The organism is Pseudomonas beijingensis (genome assembly GCF_030687295.1).
Lineage (GTDB): Bacteria > Pseudomonadota > Gammaproteobacteria > Pseudomonadales > Pseudomonadaceae > Aquipseudomonas > Aquipseudomonas beijingensis.
This window is the reverse complement of the sequence record NZ_CP117425.1, coordinates 5505590-5522941: the sequence shown is the minus strand read 5'-3', so window position 1 is coordinate 5522941 and position 17352 is coordinate 5505590. Positions and strand designations below refer to the sequence as shown.

The window sequence follows — 17352 nt, the reverse complement described above, 5'->3', positions numbered from 1 at the left end:
AGCATGGCCAAACCTGACTTGAAAGACATCGAGGCCGCCGAACGCAAGCCGCTCTGGCAGCGGCTCGGCTGGCTGGCGCTGATTTGGACTGGCAGTGTGCTGGCGTTGTTCATCGTTGCCAGCCTGATGCGGATGTTCATGAATGCCGCGGGGCTGACCACCCACTGATTTCCTGTGGGAGCGAGGCTTGCCCGCGATGGGGCGACGCGGTCTCGCAGAAACCGAGGTGCTTGCATCGCGAGCAAGCTTTGCTCCCACAGGGAACGATTTATTTGCGGGCTTTGAGAATCACGAATTTCGGCGTGGCGGCTACTTGCTCGACGCCCCGGAACAACCGCGCCAGTTTGCTGTGGTAGCCCAGGTGCCGGTTGCCGACGATGTACAGCGCGCCGCCTACCACCAACGCTTCGCGAGCCTGCTGGAACATCCGCCAGGCGAGGAAGTCGCCCACCACTTGCTGCTGGTGAAAGGGCGGGTTGCACAACACCACATCCAGTGACTGCGCTTCTTGCCCGGCCAGGCCATCACCCGCCCGGATCGTCACTTCACGCTCGCCGAAGGCCGCACGCCAGTTCTCGGCGGCCGATTGCACGGCCATATACGACTCGTCCACCAGGGTGTAGCGAGCCTCGGGGTTTTGCAGGGCACTGGCGATGGCCAGCACGCCGTTGCCGCAGCCCAGGTCCGCTACCCGCGCTGTGCCGAGGTTTTTCGGCAGGTGTGGCAGGAATGCGCGGGTGCCGATGTCCAGGCCTTCGCGGCAGAACACGTTGGCATGGTTGAGCAGCTCGATCTTTGGCTCGTCCAGCCAGTAGCGCGTGGGGTAGGGCGACACGGTTGGCGCGATGCCGGGGGAAGAGGTGGGTGGCGTGGCGATCAACAGCCGCGCTTTTTTCACCGCCAGGGAGGCCTGCACCGGGCCGATGTAACGCTCCAGCAAGTCGCCGGCGGCACGGGGCAGGTGCTTGATCATGGCCCCGGCGATCACCTCGGCGCCCGGCGCCAGTTGGCCTTGCAGGCGAATCAGCTGTTCCTCCAGCAGGGCCAGGGTTTTCGGTACTTTGATCAACACGCGATCGAACGGGCCGGTCAACGGTTCGCTGGCGGGCAACGTCGGCACGGCATCGAAGGGCCGGCCATTGCGCACCAGGTTTTTCTCCAGTGCCTGCAAGGCCAGGAAGGAATCACCGCTGCTGGTCACCAGGACGTTGCCGGCCAGGCTGGCGGCCAGGGCGCCGAAGCCGTCATTGAGTACCAGGACCCGAGTCTGCGCGGCCGGTTGTTGTTCGGCCAGGTACGCGAGCAGGTATTCATCGGCCGCATCGAAGGCTTGCAGCGGCTCGTTCTGCTGTTCGGGTTGGCGGATCAGGTCGAGTTCGGCGAAAGGGCTGTCAAGCAGGGGCATGGCTGGGGACTCTGGAGATCAACGAATGTCCCGCTGCCTGGAGGTAGGTGTCTGTGCGGGACCGCCTGAATGAACGGCGTCGCGTGTAAAAAGCGGCATCATTCAAGAGGAACCGTAAATGGTACGTTTTTTTGTTGCACATTACTCGCGGGTTTTTCAGCTCGGCAATGCCTCTCTACTGTTCAAATCACATGGATTTGGGCTGCCTTGGCCACCGCCGAAATTTTATTGCTGACGTTCAGTTTTCGCATGCAACTGCACACATGGAAATTCACGGTTCGTTCGGAAAGGCAGAGAATCCTGCCCACTTCCGACGCCGTCTTGCCTTCGGCTGACCACCTCAATACTTCGATTTCTCTCGGGGACAAGTGGTAGTTCTGCTTCACTGCGACGGCGTCAGACAGTTTTTTGCTGGCGAGCGCGTGCAGCTTTTGACTGGCGAAGATGGCATAGCCAAGATTGCCATAGTGTTCCTCGATATCAATGGGACAATGGGTTCGTGCGAGGCTGAACAGACTGCACTGTGCCCCTTGGTCGTCATGAACGGCCTGGGTCCAGCCGTACTTGAGTCCCTGTCGATTAAGTTCTCGCCATAACTTGGGGGCCTGAGCGAAAACAGTCTCATCCCACATGATAGGGAGCGATGATTGATTGCAATGTGCTACTAATGGATCGTTCGACGCATAACCGTTTTGTTCATAAAGACGGTCCCATCCATAAGGGTAGTTATTCAGGTTCACCTTGCTGGTGTGCTTGTCGGGGCTTCCGAGATAGGCTCCGAATGCACAATATTCAAATCCCTGATTGTTAAAGAAATTAAGTACCAGACGATAGGCCGTCTGCAGGTCTTTTTCACAGGATAACTTCCTCAGCAACAAGTCTCTCCACCTGTCCATCGCTTTCTCCTGGGTTTGATTCGTCCATGCGGATCCAATCCATGATGCGAAATTTTAGTGTAGGACTATTCTTAACTTGTAGTGAATTTTTTTAGTTGCTTACATTTGGAAATATTTAAAGGAGTGAATATTTTATTTGGTATGTTTTACATGAATATAACTTTGTACAAGTTTGGTAAAGGATTTGGAGGTGGCGGTGGCAATTGTAGCTAAAATGCCATTACTTGCTGTCGGTGGTGAAGACGCCCACTTTGCGGGACACTGCATGTCTTGTCCCCTAGGAGTGGCTCATGACCGACAGCGCAGAGAAGTTCACCCGCCAAACCTTGCTCGATGTCCAGCCCGTGACGTCTCATTTGTTTACATTGCGCACGACCCGGGATCGCGGCTTTCGTTTCCGGGCGGGTCAGTTTGCCCGACTGGGCGTCGCCAAGGCGGACGGCACCACCGTCTGGCGGGCGTACTCCATGGTGTCGTCGCCGTTCGACGAGTTCCTCGAATTCTTTTCCATCGTAGTGCCTGATGGCGAGTTCACCAGCGAACTCAGCCGCTTGCAGCCGGGTGACGAACTGTTGGTGGAACGCCAGGCTTTTGGCTATCTGACGCTGGACCGCTTCGTCGATGGTCGGGATTTGTGGTTGCTGTCCACGGGGACCGGCGTGGCACCGTTTCTTTCGATCCTCCAGGATTTCGAGGTTTGGGAAAAATTCGAGCGGATCATCCTGGTGTACAGCGTGCGTGAGGCGCGAGAACTGGCGTATCAGGACCTGATCAAGGAACTGCCCCAGCGCGACTACCTGGCCGAGTACGCGCACAAGTTTCGTTTCATTGCGACCGTCACCCGTGAGCAGCACCCAGGGGCGCTCAGTGGGCGGATTACCACGTTGATCGACAACGGCGAGTTGGAGCGCGCGGCAGGCGTAGCGCTGACGCCTGAGCATTCGCGGGTGATGCTGTGCGGCAACCCGCAAATGATCGACGACACGCGCACGCTGCTCAAGGCCAGGGGCTTGCAACTGAGCCTGACCCGTCGTCCGGGCCAGGTGGCGGTGGAAAATTACTGGTAGGGCTGATGTCGATCAGTGTGGCGAGGGGATTTATCCCCGTTGGGCTGCGAAGCGGCCCCCAGTACTGTCGACCTCATCTACCAGAGAGCCGTGATGTTAGGTTTTAGGGCCGCTTCGCAGCCAGCGGGGATAAATCCCCTCGCCACAGGGGGTGGCAGTGACTGATCGGTTCAGGGCCGCTCGTTCTGAGCCTTGAGCAGGTCGCGAATCTCACCCAGCAACAGCTCTTCCTTGGTTGGAACCGGGGGCGCGCTGGGGGCTACGGCTTCTTCACGCTTGAGGCGGTTGATGGCCTTGACGCCCATGAAAATGGCGAACGCCACGATGATGAAGTCGATGGTGCTCTGGATGAATTTACCGTAGGCCAGTACCACGGCAGGCGCATCACCCTGGGCGGCCTTGAGGGTGATGGCCAGGTCACTGAAATCCACGCCACCGATCAGCAGGCCGATCGGCGGCATGACCACGTCTCCCACGAAGGACGAAACGATTTTGCCGAAAGCGGCACCGATGATGATCCCGACGGCCATGTCGACGACATTGCCTTTGACCGCGAAGGCCTTGAACTCGCTTAGCACGCCCATGAGTTATTCCTTGTAACAGATGAAAGATGAGTGGCAGTGTAAATCAGCCCAACGAGTCCTGCTCGAAACGCCTGCTTACAAAGCTTCAGTTATCGACCGGGGCTCGGATGAAAAGTTTACAAAGTGCCATCAATCGCGCGTGATACGCGGTTTCGCTCGCACGCCCTATAACGTTTTTTCTATCGGCACGGTACGGCATTTCTATTTAGGTTTTCCTTTTTCCGGCACTAGCCTCTGGATGGCGCACATGGATGCGCTCTATAACATCAGAGGAACATGCCTATGAACACTTCCCTCGGCCTCGGGGCTTATTCCCACCGCCGCGCTTTTTTTGTGTTGACCGCGAGCCTCCTATCCTTGTCTGTCAACGCGGCCACCCTGACCCGGGACAACGGTGCGGCGGTCGGCGATAACCAAAATTCGCAGACGGCAGGTCCCAACGGTCCGACCCTGTTGCAAGACGTGCAGTTGATTCAGAAGCTCCAGCGCTTCGATCGTGAACGCATCCCCGAGCGCGTGGTGCATGCCCGTGGTACCGGTGCCCACGGCACATTCACGGTGTCCGACGATCTCAGCGACCTGACCAAGGCCAAGGTCTTTGCCGCAGGCCAGGCCACCCCGGTGTTCGTGCGTTTTTCGGCCGTGGTGCACGGTAATCATTCGCCGGAAACCCTGCGCGACCCCCGTGGCTTCGCCACGAAGTTCTACACCGCCGACGGTAACTGGGACTTGGTGGGCAACAACTTCCCGACTTTCTTCATTCGTGATGCCATCAAGTTTCCGGACATGGTCCACGCTTTCAAACCCGATCCGCGGACCAACCTGGACGATGATTCACGCCGTTTCGATTTCTTCTCCCATGTTCCAGAATCGACCCGCACCCTGACCGAGTTGTATTCCAACTCCGGCACACCGGCCAGTTATCGTGAAATGGACGGTAACGGTGTGCATGCCTACAAGCTGATTAACGCCAAGGGTGAAGTTCATTACGTGAAGTTTCATTGGAAAAGTTTGCAGGGTTTGAAAAATCTCGATCCGAAAGAAGTTGTGAAAGTTCAGGGTCAAGATTACAGCCATATGACAAACGATCTGGTGAGTCATATTAATAAGGGCGACTTTCCAAAGTGGGACTTGTACGTCCAGGTGCTCAAACCAGAGGACCTTGCCAAGTTCGACTTCGACCCATTGGACGCGACCAAGATCTGGCCGGGTGTGCCTGAGCGCAAGGTCGGGCAAATGGTCTTGAACCGCAATCCGGCGAATGTCTTCCAGGAAACCGAACAGGTGGCGATGGCGCCGGCCAATCTGGTGCCAGGCATCGAGCCCTCCGAGGATCGTCTGCTTCAGGGACGGGTGTTTTCCTACGCCGATACGCAGATGTACCGCCTGGGCGCCAATGCCCTGCAACTGCCGATCAACGCCCCCAAGGTGGCGGTGAACAACGGTTAACCAGGACGGTACGATGAACCCAGGCAGCACCAGCACCGGGGTGAACTATCAGCCGAGCCGCCTGACGCCGCGTGAAGAACTGCAAGCGGCCCGCTACAGCCAGACCGCGCTGAGCGGCAGCACCCAGCAGGCGAAAATCCAGCGCGAGCAGAACTTCAAGCAGGCCGGTGATTTGTATCGTTCGTTCAGCAAGAAAGAACGTGATGACTTGATCGAAAGTTTCGGTGGCTCGTTGGCGACCACCGATGACGAGAGCAAGCACATCATCCTGTCGTTCCTCTACAAGGCTGATCCTGAGTACGGCACTGGCGTGGCCCGAGTCGCCAAGGGCGACCTGGCCCCGGGTCAAGGCGCTGGCGGAAAAACTGAGCGACTGATCCACAGCTTGGCAGGTGCATGAGCTGTGGGAGCAAAGCTTGCTCGCGAGGCAGGCACTGGGGTCTGAAACCAGACGGAGTCGACTGCATCGCGGGCAAGCCTTGCTCCCACAAACCTGCCCCCACAGTCATGTGCCAGAGGATACGTCACGATGGGTAAACTCCTTTTATCGATGCTTGTCGCCTGGTCAGCCGGCGTATTGGCCGATCAGCCAATACCCACTGAACCGGCGGCGGTACAGGAACAGCTGCAAACCTATTATTTCGACGCCGCTCGCCGGGGCGATGTGCCGATGCTCGATACTTTTATCGAGGCCGGTTATTCGCTGGATACCCGGGATGAGAAGGGCTACACCGCCTTGATTCTGGCGGCTTATCACGGCCACGGACCGGCGGTGGAGCGGTTGCTGGCTGCCGGGGCCGATGCCTGTGCCCAGGATAAACGCGGCAACACGGCGTTGATGGGGGCGATTTTCAAGGGCGAAGTGCAGATTGCCCGTCGTTTGCTGTCCACCGATTGCAGTCCGGACCAACGCAACGGTGCCGGGCAAACCGCCGCGATGTATGCCGGGCTGTTCAAGCGTGGCGAGTTGCTCGATGCCCTGAAAGCCAAGGGCGCCGACTTGGAGGCCAGGGACCCGTTGGGCAATACCGCGGCGGATCTGGCGAAGGGCGAAATCAGAATGCCGGCCCCTCAGTGAACCTTCACTGGGCTATCATCGCGGTTTTGACCCCGGAGTTCAGATGGCCAAGGCAAAGCGCATGTACGGCTGCACCGAGTGCGGCTCGACCTTTCCCAAATGGGCCGGCCAATGCAGCGAATGCGGGGCCTGGAACACCCTGACCGAAACCATGGTGGAAAGCGGCGGCGCGGCGGCCCCCACCGGGCGCACGGGCTGGGCCGGTCAGCAGGCGCAGATCAAGACCCTGGCCGAAGTCAGCGTTGAAGAAATCCCGCGATTTTCCACTGCGTCCGGTGAACTGGACCGCGTGCTGGGTGGCGGCCTGGTGGACGGCTCGGTGGTGCTGATCGGCGGGGACCCGGGCATCGGCAAATCCACCATCTTGCTGCAAACCTTGTGCAACCTTGCCACCCGCATGCCGGCGTTGTACGTCACTGGCGAAGAGTCCCAGCAACAGGTCGCGATGCGTGCCCGGCGCCTGGGCTTGCCCCAGGACCAATTGCGGGTCATGACCGAGACCTGCATCGAAACCATCATCGCCACGGCGCGCCTGGAAAAACCCAAGGTGATGGTGATCGACTCGATCCAGACGATTTTCACCGAACAGCTGCAATCGGCCCCAGGCGGCGTGTCCCAGGTGCGTGAAAGCGCGGCGTTGCTGGTGCGCTACGCCAAACAGAGCGGCACGGCGATTTTCCTGGTGGGCCACGTCACCAAGGAAGGCGCGTTGGCGGGGCCGCGGGTGTTGGAGCACATGGTCGATACCGTGTTGTATTTCGAAGGCGAATCCGATGGCCGCCTGCGTTTGCTGCGGGCAGTGAAGAACCGCTTTGGTGCCGTCAACGAATTGGGTGTGTTCGGCATGACCGACAGGGGCCTGAAAGAAGTCTCCAACCCTTCGGCGATCTTTCTCACGCGTGCTCAGGAAGAAGTCCCGGGCAGTGTGGTCATGGCAACGTGGGAAGGGACCCGCCCGATGTTGGTCGAGGTGCAAGCATTGGTGGACGACAGCCACTTGGCGAACCCACGGCGGGTCACCCTGGGCCTGGATCAGAATCGGCTGGCGATGCTGCTGGCGGTGTTGCATCGACACGGCGGGATTCCGACTCACGACCAAGACGTGTTCCTCAATGTCGTGGGCGGGGTCAAGGTACTGGAGACCGCGTCCGACCTGGCCTTGATGGCGGCGGTCATGTCCAGCCTGCGCAACCGGCCGCTGCCCCATGATTTGCTGGTGTTCGGTGAAGTGGGGCTGTCGGGGGAAGTGCGACCGGTGCCCAGCGGGCAGGAGCGGCTCAAGGAGGCGGCCAAGCACGGCTTCAAACGCGCCATCGTGCCCAAGGGCAACGCGCCGAAGGAAGCGCCGGCGGGGTTGCAGATTATCGCGGTGACCCGTCTGGAACAGGCGTTGGATGCGTTGTTCGAATAGCACTGGCCATTGCGGAAGAAATGTATGTGGGAGCAAAGCTTGCTCGCGATGCAGGCGACTCGATTTTGAAGGACCGCATCGCAGCCATCGCGGGCAAGCCTTGCTCCCACATGGATCCCCGTGCCAAGGGGCGGGGTAGCTCAGAGATGAATCAACGCCGCCAACTCCCGCTCCAGCACCCCTTCATCATGATCGTCCCGATTGAGATCCACCAATCGGCGCAAGTGTGCGATGGACTCCTGATCGATGCGTTCACAAACGAAACCCAGGTGACCATGGTCATCATGAGTCAACCGAACTTCCATTTTGATTTCAGCCTCAGGGCTCAAATGAATATCGGCTATGAAGGGCTGTTTGATATCGCCAAGCCAGGGCTCGGGCTTCTGGATCAGCAGTCCCTTGAGGGACAGATCCAGCAGCTCCACCGGCCAGATGAACGGGCCCTGGCTCAGGTCGATCCTGGCATGGAATTCAATTCGCACGAAGCGGCGACGTTCACTCATGACGCATCCCCTCTAAAGATTCATTGACTATAGACCCTACTGAGGGGGCCTCGTCACCGTTCGGCAACAGACAGACGAATGTCGAGTATGGCCTTTGTCCAGGTTAGCGCTAAACTCCTGTGGCTATCTTTCTTGTCCACCCTGGCTGGAATATAAAAATGAAAAACAATAATAGCCTGCTGCGCCATCTACCCTGGCTACTGCTGGCCGTCTTAGGAGCGTGCGCCCTGGGCGTCGTGGCCTTGCGCCGAGGTGAGGCGATCAACGCCCTCTGGATCGTCGTCGCCGCCGTGGCCATCTATCTGGTCGCCTACCGCTACTACAGCCTCTTCATCGCCAACAACGTGATGCAACTCGATGCGCGTCGGGCCACCCCCGCCGTGCTCAACAACGATGGCCTGGACTACGTCCCGACCAACAAACACATTCTCTTCGGCCACCACTTCGCGGCCATTGCCGGCGCGGGGCCGCTGGTCGGGCCGGTGCTGGCGGCGCAGATGGGCTACCTGCCCGGTACGCTCTGGCTGATCGCCGGCGTGGTGCTGGCCGGTGCGGTGCAGGACTTCATGATCCTGTTCCTGTCCACCCGCCGCAACGGGCGCTCCCTGGGCGACATGGTCCGGGAAGAAATGGGCCGCATCCCCGGCACCATTGCGCTGTTCGGCTGTTTCCTGATCATGATCATCATCCTCGCGGTGCTGGCGCTGATCGTGGTCAAGGCCCTGGCCGAGAGCCCGTGGGGGATCTTCACGGTGATGGCGACCATCCCGATCGCGATGTTCATGGGCATCTACATGCGTTACATCCGCCCGGGCCGCATCGGTTGAAATCTCGTTCATCGGCGTGCTGTTCTGCTGGGCTCGATCTGGCTGGGCGGGCAGATCGCGGCCGACCCGTCTGGGCCAAGGCTTTCACCCTTCACCGGATCCATCACCTGGATGCTGATCGGCTACGGTTTCGTCGCGCGGTACTGCCGGTGTGGCTGATCCTGGCGCCGCGGGACTACCTGTCGACGTTCTTGAAAATCGGCACCATCGTCGCCTGGCGATCGGCATCCTGGTCACCATGCCCGAGCTGAAAATGCCGGCGCTGACCACCAGTTCACCGACGGCACCGGGCCGTGTGGAAGGGCGGGCTGTTCCGTTCCTGTTCATCACCATTGCCTGCGGCGCGGTCTCGGTTTCCATGCTGATTTCCTCGGGCACCACGCCCAAGCTGGATAACGAAACCAACGCCCGCTACATCGGTTACGGCGGCATGCTGATGGAGTCCTTCGTGGCGATCATGGCGATGGTTGCCGCATCGGTGATCGAGCCGGGCGTGTACTTCGCCATGAACAGCCCGGCGGCGATCGTCGGCGGTGACGTGGTGGCCGTGGCGCAGACCGTCAGCACTGGGGTTTTGCAATCACCCCCGAAGCGCTGCAAGCGGTGGCCAAGGACATCGGCGAGACCACCGTGCTGGCCCGTGCCGGCGGTGCGCCCGACCCTGGCGGTGGGTATCGCGCAGATCCTGCACTCGGTGCTGCCGGGTGAGAACACCATGGCGTTCTGGTACCACTTCGCGATCCTGTTCGAAGCGCTGTTCATCCTCACCGCCGTGGACGCCGGTACCCGTGCCGGGCGGTTCATGCTCCAGGATCTGCTCGGCTCGTTCGTGCCGGCGCTCAAGCGCACCGAATCCTGGACCGCCAACCTGATCGCCACCGCCGGCTGCGTGGCGCTGTGGGGTTACTTGTTGTACCAGGGCGTGATCGATCCGCTGGGCGGCATCAACACCTTGTGGCCGCTGTTCGGCATCTCCAACCAGATGCTGGCCGGTATCGCCCTGATGCTCGCCACCGTGGTACTGATCAAGATGAAGCGCCAGCGCTACGTCTGGGTCACGCTGCTGCCGGCGGCCTGGCTGCTGATCTGCACCACCACGGCGGGCCTGATCAAGCTGTTCGACGCCAACCCGGCGATCGGCTTTTTTGGCCCTGGCGCGCAAATACAACGATGCCCTGGCTGCCGGCCAGATCCTGCCCCGGCCAAGATCATCGAGCAGATGCAGCACGTGGTGTTCAACGCCTACACCAACGCGACGCTGACGGTGTTGTTCCTGTTCGTGGTCTTCAGCATCCTGTTCTACGCGCTCAGGTCGGCATCGCCGCCTGGGGGCACCAAGGAACGCACGGACAAAGAAGCGCCATTCCAGCCCTGCCAGCACGCTTTACTAGAGGATTGCAACGATGTTCAATGACTTGAGTCGCCTGGTAAATACCTCGGTCAGGCCCCCGCCTGATGGTCGGCATGCCCGACTAACAACACTACGTCGAGCACATGCAAACCAAACACCCTGGACAAGCCGATGATGGACTACGAGCGTTCTTTTCGCGAACGCCAGGAGGCCCGTTACGGCGGCAAGGGTGGGCCCAAGTGTTGTTGAGTTGAGCTAAACCTAAACCCCATGTGGGAGCGGGCTTGCTCGCGAAGGCGTCGGGTCAGTTAACAGATAATGTGGCTGACACACCGCTTTCGCGAGCAAGCCCGCTCCCACAGTTGTTTTGGGTTGGTTTCAGCATTTGCATACGCCACAAAACCGCTTTCCTTTCAGGCATCAAGGAGATTCAGTTTGTCCTCTCCCATCCCGGTCACCATCCTCAGTGGCTTCCTCGGCGCTGGCAAGACCACGCTGTTGCGCCATCTGCTCAAGGCTGAGCACGGCTTGAAAATCGCCGTGATCGAGAACGAATTCAGCGATGCCGGTATCGACACCCAACTGCTGGGTGACGAGCCGGTGCAAGTCATGACCCTGGCCAACGGCTGTGTGTGCTGCACCATTCACACCGACCTGACCAAGGCCCTGTACCTGTTGCTCGAGCGGCTGGACAGCGGCGAGATCGCCTTCGACCGCCTGGTCATCGAGTGCACCGGCCTGGCTGATCCGGCCCCGGTGGCGCAGACTTTTTTCATCGACGAGGACCTGCGCGAGCGCTATATCCTCGACGGGATCCTGACCCTGGTGGACGCCGCTCACGCCGACATCCACCTGACCCAGGCCATCGCCCAGGCCCAGGTCGGGTTTGCCGACCGCCTGCTCCTGAGCAAGACCGACCTGGTGAATGCCGCCCAAGTCCAGGCCCTTGGCGAACGTCTGACGCGCATCAACCGGCGGGCGCCGATCAGGGTGGTCGAACACGGCAAGATCGACCTGGCCGAGCTGCTCGACATTCGCGGTTTCAATCTCAATGCGGACCTGGGCGCAGGGTTCAGCCTGCGACCGGTGGGCAAGGCAACCCCGGGTGATCGCATCAGCAGCCTGGTGCTGCGCACCGACAAGGCGCTGGATATCGACAAGCTCAGCGAGTTCATGAACCAGTTGCTGGAAGACCACGGCAAGCAATTGCTGCGCTACAAAGGCGTGCTGAACATCGCTGGCGAACCCCGTCGGCTGGTGTTCCAGGGCGTGCTCAAGTTGTACGGTTTCGATTGGGACACCGAATGGGCGCCCGACGAAGCCCGGGAAAGCGTGATCGTGTTCATTGCCGATGAACTGCCCGAAGAGAAGATCCGCGCCGGTTTCGAAGCCGCACTACTTTGACAGCTCCGTACTTGAGGTCACCAGCAGCGTGCGGCTAGCTCTTATCGTGGCGAGGGGATAAGTGCCCTCGCCACAACCGTTATGCGATCAGCAGTTTTTGCTCCAGATGGTCCAGATGCTCGTCCATCAGCCGCACCGCTTCATTGACGTTGCGGCCTTCCACCGCGTCGATGATCGCCAAGTGTTCCTGCCAGGCGCAATGTCGACGGGATTTGACCTCATGTCGCGCCAAGGCCAACGAGGTCAACGGCACCAGGCTGCCGAGAAATTGCCTCAACGGCGCATTGCCGGCCATGGCGGCCAGTTGCAGGTGAAACTCGCCGGACAGGCGTATCGCCGGGCCACGCTCGCCGCGGTCCAGGCAGTGCTGTTCCTGTTCCACCAGATCCCGAAGGCGTCGTAGATCCTGCGGTTGCGGCGCCTTGCAAGCCAGGCGCACCAGGGTTTGCTCAGCCAGGCGGCGAGCATGAAGGATCTGCCGGGTCTGCTCCAGGTCCGGCGCGGCGACTTGTGGCCGGTGGTTGGGCCGCAATATCACCACTTGCTGGTGGGACAGGCGCGCCAGGACACGGCGAATGATGCTGCGGCTGACACCGAACACGTCCCCCAGGCTTTCCTCGGTGAAGCGGCTGGCCGGGGCAATGCGTTGTTCGAGGATGGCGTCGAAGATCCGCGGGTAGATATCGTCCACCGACGGTTTGCCGATCCGCCCGGGCAGGGGCAGGGCGGCGAGTACATTGCGGTTATGTTGATGGGAAACGAGATTATTCATGGCGGTCTCCGCAGACCCAGGCTCAAGTGCCGAGGTTATCGTCCGGAATATTCAATTCGATGCCCATGCGCTGGCCTTCCCGAAGAATGTGCCGGCGCATTTCGGCGCTGGCCTGGGCGCTGTTCTTGCCACGGATGGCACGGACCACCGCTTCGTTCTCTGTCAGGCGTTCGGCCAGGTGCTCGGGCGAGTTGCGCAACACGTCGGCGCTTTGCTTGAGGGCGTTGCTGGTCTGCTGGACCACGTTCTGGAAGATCGGGTTGGACGTCAGGGCAAACAATTCTTCATGGAAGGCGATGTAGGCGTTGGCGCAGGCGTCGCTGTCGTTGGCTTCCAGGGCTTCGCGCATGTCCATGAGGGTCAGGCGCAACTGGCCGACTTCCTTGCTGCTGATGGACTGGGCCACCAGGCCGACGATGAAGGGTTCCAGGGTGTAGCGCAGTTGCAGCAGGTCTTCCAGGCTCGCGCCGGCCATGGCACTGCCTTCAATGGCGGCATCGCCGGGATTGGCCTCCAGCACCACGACGCCCTTGCCCGGCATCGAGCGCACCAGTCCCAGAGTTTCCAGGACAATCACCGCTTCACGCAGGCTGGGGCGGCTGATACCCAGTTGCTCGGCCAACTCGCGCTGGCCGGGCAGCATGTCGCCTGAGCGCCACTGGCCCCGGGCGAGGGCGGCGCGGAGTTTCTCCACCACGGAATTGACGACGGTCGATGAGCTGATCACATGTGACTCCTTGGAAATCAATCAGGCGATGCCGGCTCGCGGGCCGGCATCGCCATCTTTCAGAATTGCTGGTGATGGGCACTGCCCACCGGTTTTCTGGGTTGGAAGGTATAGCCTTGTTGGCCTGACAGCACCTTGCGCGCCCGAGGCACATCGATGTCTTTTTCCCAGCGGGCAATCGCCACGGTCGCCACGCAGTTGCCGATCAGGTTGGTCAGGGCCCGGCCAATGCCCATGAACCAGTCCACGGCCAGCACCAGCACCAGGCCGACCACCGGGATCGCCGGGATCGCGGTCAGCGTCGCCGCCAGGATCACCAGCGCCGAGCCGGGAATCCCGTGGGCGCCCTTGGAGGTGATCAGCGAGACCAGCAGGATGGTCAACAGATCGCTCAGGGCCAAGGGCGTACCAGTGGCGTTGGCGATGAAGACAATCGCCAGGGTCAGGTAGATCGAAAAACCGTCCAGGTTGAACGAGTAACCGGTTGGAATCACCAGGCCCACGGTGGAGCTGCCAATCCCCAGGTGCTCGAGCTTGCGCATGATTTGGGGCAGCACGGCGTCGGACGACGCGGTGCCGAGGACGATCAGCAGCTCTTCGCGCAGGTATTTGAGAAACGGCAGCATCGGCAGGCCCGACGCACGCATCACCAGACCGAGGATCAGCGTGACGAAGGCGATGCAGGTCAGGTAGAACAGGCCGACGAGGCTGCCCAGGTGCTGCAGCGAGTCCAGGCCATATTTGCTGGTGGTAAAGGCAATGGCGCCGAACACACCGATAGGGGCCAGGCGCACGATCATGCCCATGATGCGGAAGATCACATGGCTGAGTTCGTTGATCAGCCGCGAGATGCCGCTAGCTGCATCGCCCACCAGGTTCAGCGCGCTGCCGAACAGCACCGAAAACAGCAGGACTTGCAGAATGTTGTTTTCAGCGAAGGCGCCGATCACCGAGGTCGGGATCAGGTTCATCAGGAACTGGGTGGTGGTGACCATGTGCTGGCCGCGCTGGGCGATATCGTTCACGTCCGCGCTGGAGAGCTGCTCCAGGTGGATGTTCGCGCCGCTGCCAATGCCGGTGCTGAAAGCCAGGACCAGGCCGATGACCAGGGCGATGGTGGTGAGGACTTCGAAGTAGATGACCGACTTGAGGCCGATGCGCCCGACTTTCTTGAGATCACCGGCGCCGGAGATGCCGCTGACCACCACGCAGAATACGATCAGGCCGATGAGCATCTTGATCAGCTTGATGAAGCCGTCGCCGAGGGGTTTGAGCTGTGCAGAATATTCGGGAAGGGTAAGCCCACAGACGATGCCGAGCACCAGTCCGAGGACAACTTGTAGGAAGATCGACCGCGAGCACCATTTGAGCATGGGAGGGATTCCTGGTTCGGTGTCCTTGTTCGCCAGGGAGGCTGGCGTCGGGACTTCATTATTGTGGTCTTACCGGTTTGTCCAGTGCAGGGGCAGTCTAGGCGCTGTTTTCGCGGCTGTGCAAGCCCGATGGCGACGGTTTGGCTTTACCGGTCTTACCAGTTGCGGTGAAAACCCTGTGCTTGAGCCTTTTCCTGGCTGAAAAAAATTTTGCCGCCAGATGCCTAAGTGAGGAGATACACAAGACTGTGGCGAGGGAGCTTGCTCCCGTTGGGCTGCGCAGCAGCCCCAGGATGTTGCGGTCGCTGCGCAACCGAGCGGGAGCAAGCTCCCTCGCCACAGGGGGGGGTTACTGCCTTGCATTAAAATGCTCTACGGGTATTTGTCTCAAAGGACGCTCAGAATGAACATCGCTTTTGACTGTTCCTCCGTCTCGGCAAGATAGAGATAAGGCGAGCCCCGTAGCCTTAATCCCCCCACATGTTTTCTATTGGCCGTCATGAGCGAAATGCGGGTGTGACCGGGTTTGATAGTTTCCGGCGTGATGACCTTCTGTTGAAAGTCCATCAGGTTAAAAATCGTCGGGTTTTTAGTATTGGCATTCTTTGCGCCAAGTATTTCAAACCAGCTTTTACTGAGCAGTTTGTTGTAGTGCTCGCCGGTGTTTTTTATGGTCAGGAGATAACCGCCCGCCATATGCCGGAAATGCAGCCGCAAGGGCTCACCGCGCGTCCTCGGGTCTTCGGCGCGCATGCCAAGCAGGTGTGAATGATCTTGGGTCTGGGGTTTGCCGGTATAAAATCCACCGCTGAAAGAACTGACCGTCGCCAGCGCCGGTTTGCCATGCAGCCTTTCCAGTAGATTGATGTGAGCGCTAAACATATCAAGTGTTGCATAAAAGGAATGTTCACTGTCCATGTGAATATTGACTCCTGAAGTGGGTGATCAAGTTAAAGGTGGAAGACGCTGGATCTTATTGAGTTATTAATCACTTCTGGGGTTGTCTGTATTGCAGGACGTTAAAGGATGGCTGGCGTTAGTTGTTTGATCGTATGTTTTGCTCGTCAATAAAAAAGGCCCGCATCTTTCGATGCGGGCCTTTTTGGCTACGCGTTGGCGAGCTGATTAAGCGCCGTATACCGGCAGCTTCTTGCAGATAGCCTTGACCTTCTCACGCACGGCGTCGATGACCGCTTCGTTGTTCAGGTCCGCCAGGATGTCGCAGATCCAGCCGGCCAGTTCCTTGCACTCGGCTTCCTTGAAGCCGCGAGTGGTCACGGCCGGGGTGCCGAAGCGCAGGCCCGAAGTGACGAACGGGGAGCGTGGGTCGTTGGGCACCGAGTTCTTGTTCACGGTGATGAACGCCTTGCCCAGCGCCGCGTCAGCGTCTTTGCCGGAGATGTCCTGCTTGATCAGGGACAGCAGGAACAGGTGATTCTCGGTACCGCCGGACACCACGTCGAAGCCGCGCTCGATGAACACGCCGGCCATGGCCTTGGCATTCTTCACCACTTGTTGCTGGTAAGCCTTGAACTCAGGTTGCAGGGCTTCCTTGAAGCAGATCGCCTTGGCGGCGATCACGTGCTCCAGCGGGCCACCCTGGGCGCCCGGGAAGACGGCGGAGTTCAGCTTCTTCTCGATGTCGGCATTGGCACGAGCCAGGATCAGGCCGCCACGTGGACCGCGCAGAGTCTTGTGAGTGGTGGTGGTGACCACGTCGGCGAATGGCACCGGGTTCGGATAGACGCCTGCGGCAACCAGGCCGGCAACGTGGGCCATGTCGACGAACAGGTAGGCACCGACCTTGTCGGCGATTTCGCGGAAGCGCGGGAAGTCGAGGATCTGCGAGTAGGCGGAGAAACCGGCCACGATCATTTTCGGCTTGTGCTCGAGGGCCAGGCGCTCGACTTCGTCGTAGTCGATCAGGCCATTGCCGTCGATGCCGTACTGGATGGCGTTGTACAGCTTGCCGGAGGAGGAAACGCTGGCACCGTGGGTCAGGTGGCCGCCGTGGGCCAGGCTCATGCCCAGGATGGTGTCACCGGCCGACAGCAGCGCCAGGTACACAGCGGCGTTGGCTTGGGAGCCCGCGTGTGGCTGGACGTTGGCGTAATCGGCGCCGAACAGTTCCTTGGCGCGGTCGATGGCCAGTTGTTCGACCACGTCGACGTACTCGCAACCACCGTAGTAGCGCTTGCCCGGGTAACCTTCGGCGTACTTGTTGGTCAGTACCGAGCCTTGAGCTTCCATCACCGCGGGGCTGGTGTAGTTTTCCGAAGCGATCAGCTCAATGTGCTCTTCCTGGCGCTGAGCTTCTTGCTCCATGGCGGCAAAGAGATCGGCGTCGTACTTGGCAATAGTCAAATCACGGCTGAACATGGCGGTCCTCAAGGATCGGGGGCAGAAAAGGGGGGCATTCTAACCCAACCGGTTTTGGAAGGCATATGAAAGGAGGTCATGTCGCGGACGAATGGGTTTCACGCAGTGCTCGGCGTCGCCTGTACC

Annotated in this window: 15 protein-coding genes and 3 pseudogenes; 9 read left to right on the top strand and 9 right to left on the bottom strand. The window is 59.9% G+C overall.

Features of this window, described 5'->3' with window-relative positions; translation table 11 throughout:
• Positions 1-3: 3 nt before the first annotated feature.
• Positions 4-168, top strand: a complete 165-nt coding sequence (locus PSH84_RS24520) for a DUF2474 domain-containing protein (protein ID WP_064503198.1) — start codon at positions 4-6, stop codon at positions 166-168.
• Positions 169-268: 100 nt separating this feature from the next.
• Here the strand turns inward: PSH84_RS24520 and PSH84_RS24515 are convergent, their stop codons facing one another.
• Both PSH84_RS24515 and PSH84_RS24510 read right to left on the bottom strand, forming a co-directional pair.
• Entirely contained in the window at positions 269-1405 is a 1137-nt protein-coding gene (locus PSH84_RS24515; RefSeq protein WP_305481936.1) for a methyltransferase, read from the bottom strand.
• Between the two features lie 182 nt (positions 1406-1587).
• Positions 1588-2301 carry an autoinducer binding domain-containing protein gene (locus tag PSH84_RS24510; RefSeq protein ID WP_122565104.1) on the bottom strand — a complete coding sequence of 238 codons (714 nt, stop codon included), beginning with the start codon at positions 2299-2301 and terminating at the stop codon, positions 1588-1590.
• Positions 2302-2591: 290 nt separating this feature from the next.
• Here PSH84_RS24510 and PSH84_RS24505 point away from each other — a divergent pair, with 290 nt between their 5' ends.
• Positions 2592-3368: a ferredoxin--NADP reductase gene (locus PSH84_RS24505; RefSeq protein ID WP_305468577.1), complete on the top strand. Its 777-nt coding sequence runs from the start codon at positions 2592-2594 to the stop codon at positions 3366-3368.
• A 170-nt stretch (positions 3369-3538) separates the two neighbouring features.
• Here the strand turns inward: PSH84_RS24505 and mscL are convergent, their stop codons facing one another.
• Positions 3539-3952: a large-conductance mechanosensitive channel protein MscL gene (gene mscL, locus PSH84_RS24500; protein ID WP_122565106.1), complete on the bottom strand. Its 414-nt coding sequence runs from the start codon at positions 3950-3952 to the stop codon at positions 3539-3541.
• A 282-nt stretch (positions 3953-4234) separates the two neighbouring features.
• Between mscL and katB the strand changes: the two are divergent.
• The 3 genes and pseudogenes from katB (at position 4235) to radA (ending at position 7890) form a co-directional block, all read left to right on the top strand.
• Positions 4235-5778 (top strand): annotated as a pseudogene (gene katB, locus PSH84_RS24495) (catalase KatB).
• A 152-nt stretch (positions 5779-5930) separates the two neighbouring features.
• A complete protein-coding gene (locus PSH84_RS24490; RefSeq protein WP_122565108.1) occupies positions 5931-6479 on the top strand; it encodes an ankyrin repeat domain-containing protein in 549 nt (182 codons plus the stop codon).
• A gap of 43 nt (positions 6480-6522) precedes the next feature.
• A complete protein-coding gene (radA, locus tag PSH84_RS24485) occupies positions 6523-7890 on the top strand; it encodes a DNA repair protein RadA (protein WP_030140305.1) in 1368 nt (455 codons plus the stop codon).
• A gap of 140 nt (positions 7891-8030) precedes the next feature.
• Here the strand turns inward: radA and PSH84_RS24480 are convergent, their stop codons facing one another.
• Positions 8031-8393 carry a PilZ domain-containing protein gene (locus PSH84_RS24480; protein ID WP_122565109.1) on the bottom strand — a complete coding sequence of 121 codons (363 nt, stop codon included), beginning with the start codon at positions 8391-8393 and terminating at the stop codon, positions 8031-8033.
• Positions 8394-8551: 158 nt separating this feature from the next.
• Between PSH84_RS24480 and PSH84_RS29135 the strand changes: the two genes are divergently transcribed.
• From PSH84_RS29135 to yjiA, 4 genes and pseudogenes are all read left to right on the top strand, one after another.
• Complete coding sequence (locus PSH84_RS29135) at positions 8552-9220, top strand: carbon starvation CstA family protein (RefSeq protein ID WP_439800541.1); 669 nt, start codon at positions 8552-8554, stop codon at positions 9218-9220.
• A pseudogene (locus PSH84_RS24475) lies at positions 9130-10634 on the top strand (carbon starvation CstA family protein). Before PSH84_RS29135 ends, PSH84_RS24475 begins: the two are co-directional and overlap by 91 nt.
• Positions 10624-10820 (top strand): annotated as a pseudogene (locus PSH84_RS24470) (YbdD/YjiX family protein). The pseudogenes PSH84_RS24475 and PSH84_RS24470 overlap by 11 nt, the downstream one beginning before the upstream one ends.
• A gap of 186 nt (positions 10821-11006) precedes the next feature.
• On the top strand, positions 11007-11975 hold the full coding sequence (gene yjiA, locus PSH84_RS24460) for a GTPase (protein ID WP_122564962.1): 969 nt from the start codon (positions 11007-11009) through the stop codon (positions 11973-11975).
• 79 nt (positions 11976-12054) lie between these two features.
• Here the strand turns inward: yjiA and PSH84_RS24455 are convergent, their stop codons facing one another.
• The 5 genes from PSH84_RS24455 to glyA all read right to left on the bottom strand — a co-directional run bounded on the left by PSH84_RS24455 (position 12055) and on the right by glyA (position 17226).
• Positions 12055-12747 (bottom strand): GntR family transcriptional regulator, encoded by a 693-nt coding sequence (locus tag PSH84_RS24455; protein WP_305468573.1) that lies wholly within the window; start codon positions 12745-12747, stop codon positions 12055-12057.
• Positions 12748-12769: 22 nt separating this feature from the next.
• Positions 12770-13474, bottom strand: a complete 705-nt coding sequence (locus tag PSH84_RS24450) for a FadR/GntR family transcriptional regulator (RefSeq protein ID WP_305468572.1) — start codon at positions 13472-13474, stop codon at positions 12770-12772.
• A 59-nt stretch (positions 13475-13533) separates the two neighbouring features.
• Positions 13534-14847 carry a C4-dicarboxylate transporter DctA gene (locus PSH84_RS24445; RefSeq protein WP_122564959.1) on the bottom strand — a complete coding sequence of 438 codons (1314 nt, stop codon included), beginning with the start codon at positions 14845-14847 and terminating at the stop codon, positions 13534-13536.
• Between the two features lie 387 nt (positions 14848-15234).
• Positions 15235-15765 (bottom strand): hypothetical protein, encoded by a 531-nt coding sequence (locus PSH84_RS24440; protein WP_305481935.1) that lies wholly within the window; start codon positions 15763-15765, stop codon positions 15235-15237.
• Positions 15766-15972: 207 nt separating this feature from the next.
• Positions 15973-17226 (bottom strand): serine hydroxymethyltransferase, encoded by a 1254-nt coding sequence (gene glyA / locus PSH84_RS24435; protein ID WP_122564957.1) that lies wholly within the window; start codon positions 17224-17226, stop codon positions 15973-15975.
• Positions 17227-17352: the final 126 nt, after the last annotated feature.

Coding starts and splice junctions, on each gene's coding strand:
- mscL (WP_122565106.1), bottom strand. CDS start 3,952: ATGGGCGTGCTAAGCGAGTTCAAGGCCTTCGCGGTCAAAGGCAATGTC.
- PSH84_RS24445 (WP_122564959.1), bottom strand. CDS start 14,847: ATGCTCAAATGGTGCTCGCGGTCGATCTTCCTACAAGTTGTCCTCGGA.
- PSH84_RS24455 (WP_305468573.1), bottom strand. CDS start 12,747: ATGAATAATCTCGTTTCCCATCAACATAACCGCAATGTACTCGCCGCC.
- PSH84_RS24440 (WP_305481935.1), bottom strand. CDS start 15,765: ATGGACAGTGAACATTCCTTTTATGCAACACTTGATATGTTTAGCGCT.
- PSH84_RS24480 (WP_122565109.1), bottom strand. CDS start 8,393: ATGAGTGAACGTCGCCGCTTCGTGCGAATTGAATTCCATGCCAGGATC.
- PSH84_RS24505 (WP_305468577.1), top strand. CDS start 2,592: ATGACCGACAGCGCAGAGAAGTTCACCCGCCAAACCTTGCTCGATGTC.
- glyA (WP_122564957.1), bottom strand. CDS start 17,226: ATGTTCAGCCGTGATTTGACTATTGCCAAGTACGACGCCGATCTCTTT.
- PSH84_RS29135 (WP_439800541.1), top strand. CDS start 8,552: ATGAAAAACAATAATAGCCTGCTGCGCCATCTACCCTGGCTACTGCTG.
- PSH84_RS24515 (WP_305481936.1), bottom strand. CDS start 1,405: ATGCCCCTGCTTGACAGCCCTTTCGCCGAACTCGACCTGATCCGCCAA.
- radA (WP_030140305.1), top strand. CDS start 6,523: ATGGCCAAGGCAAAGCGCATGTACGGCTGCACCGAGTGCGGCTCGACC.
- PSH84_RS24520 (WP_064503198.1), top strand. CDS start 4: ATGGCCAAACCTGACTTGAAAGACATCGAGGCCGCCGAACGCAAGCCG.
- PSH84_RS24490 (WP_122565108.1), top strand. CDS start 5,931: ATGGGTAAACTCCTTTTATCGATGCTTGTCGCCTGGTCAGCCGGCGTA.
- PSH84_RS24510 (WP_122565104.1), bottom strand. CDS start 2,301: ATGGACAGGTGGAGAGACTTGTTGCTGAGGAAGTTATCCTGTGAAAAA.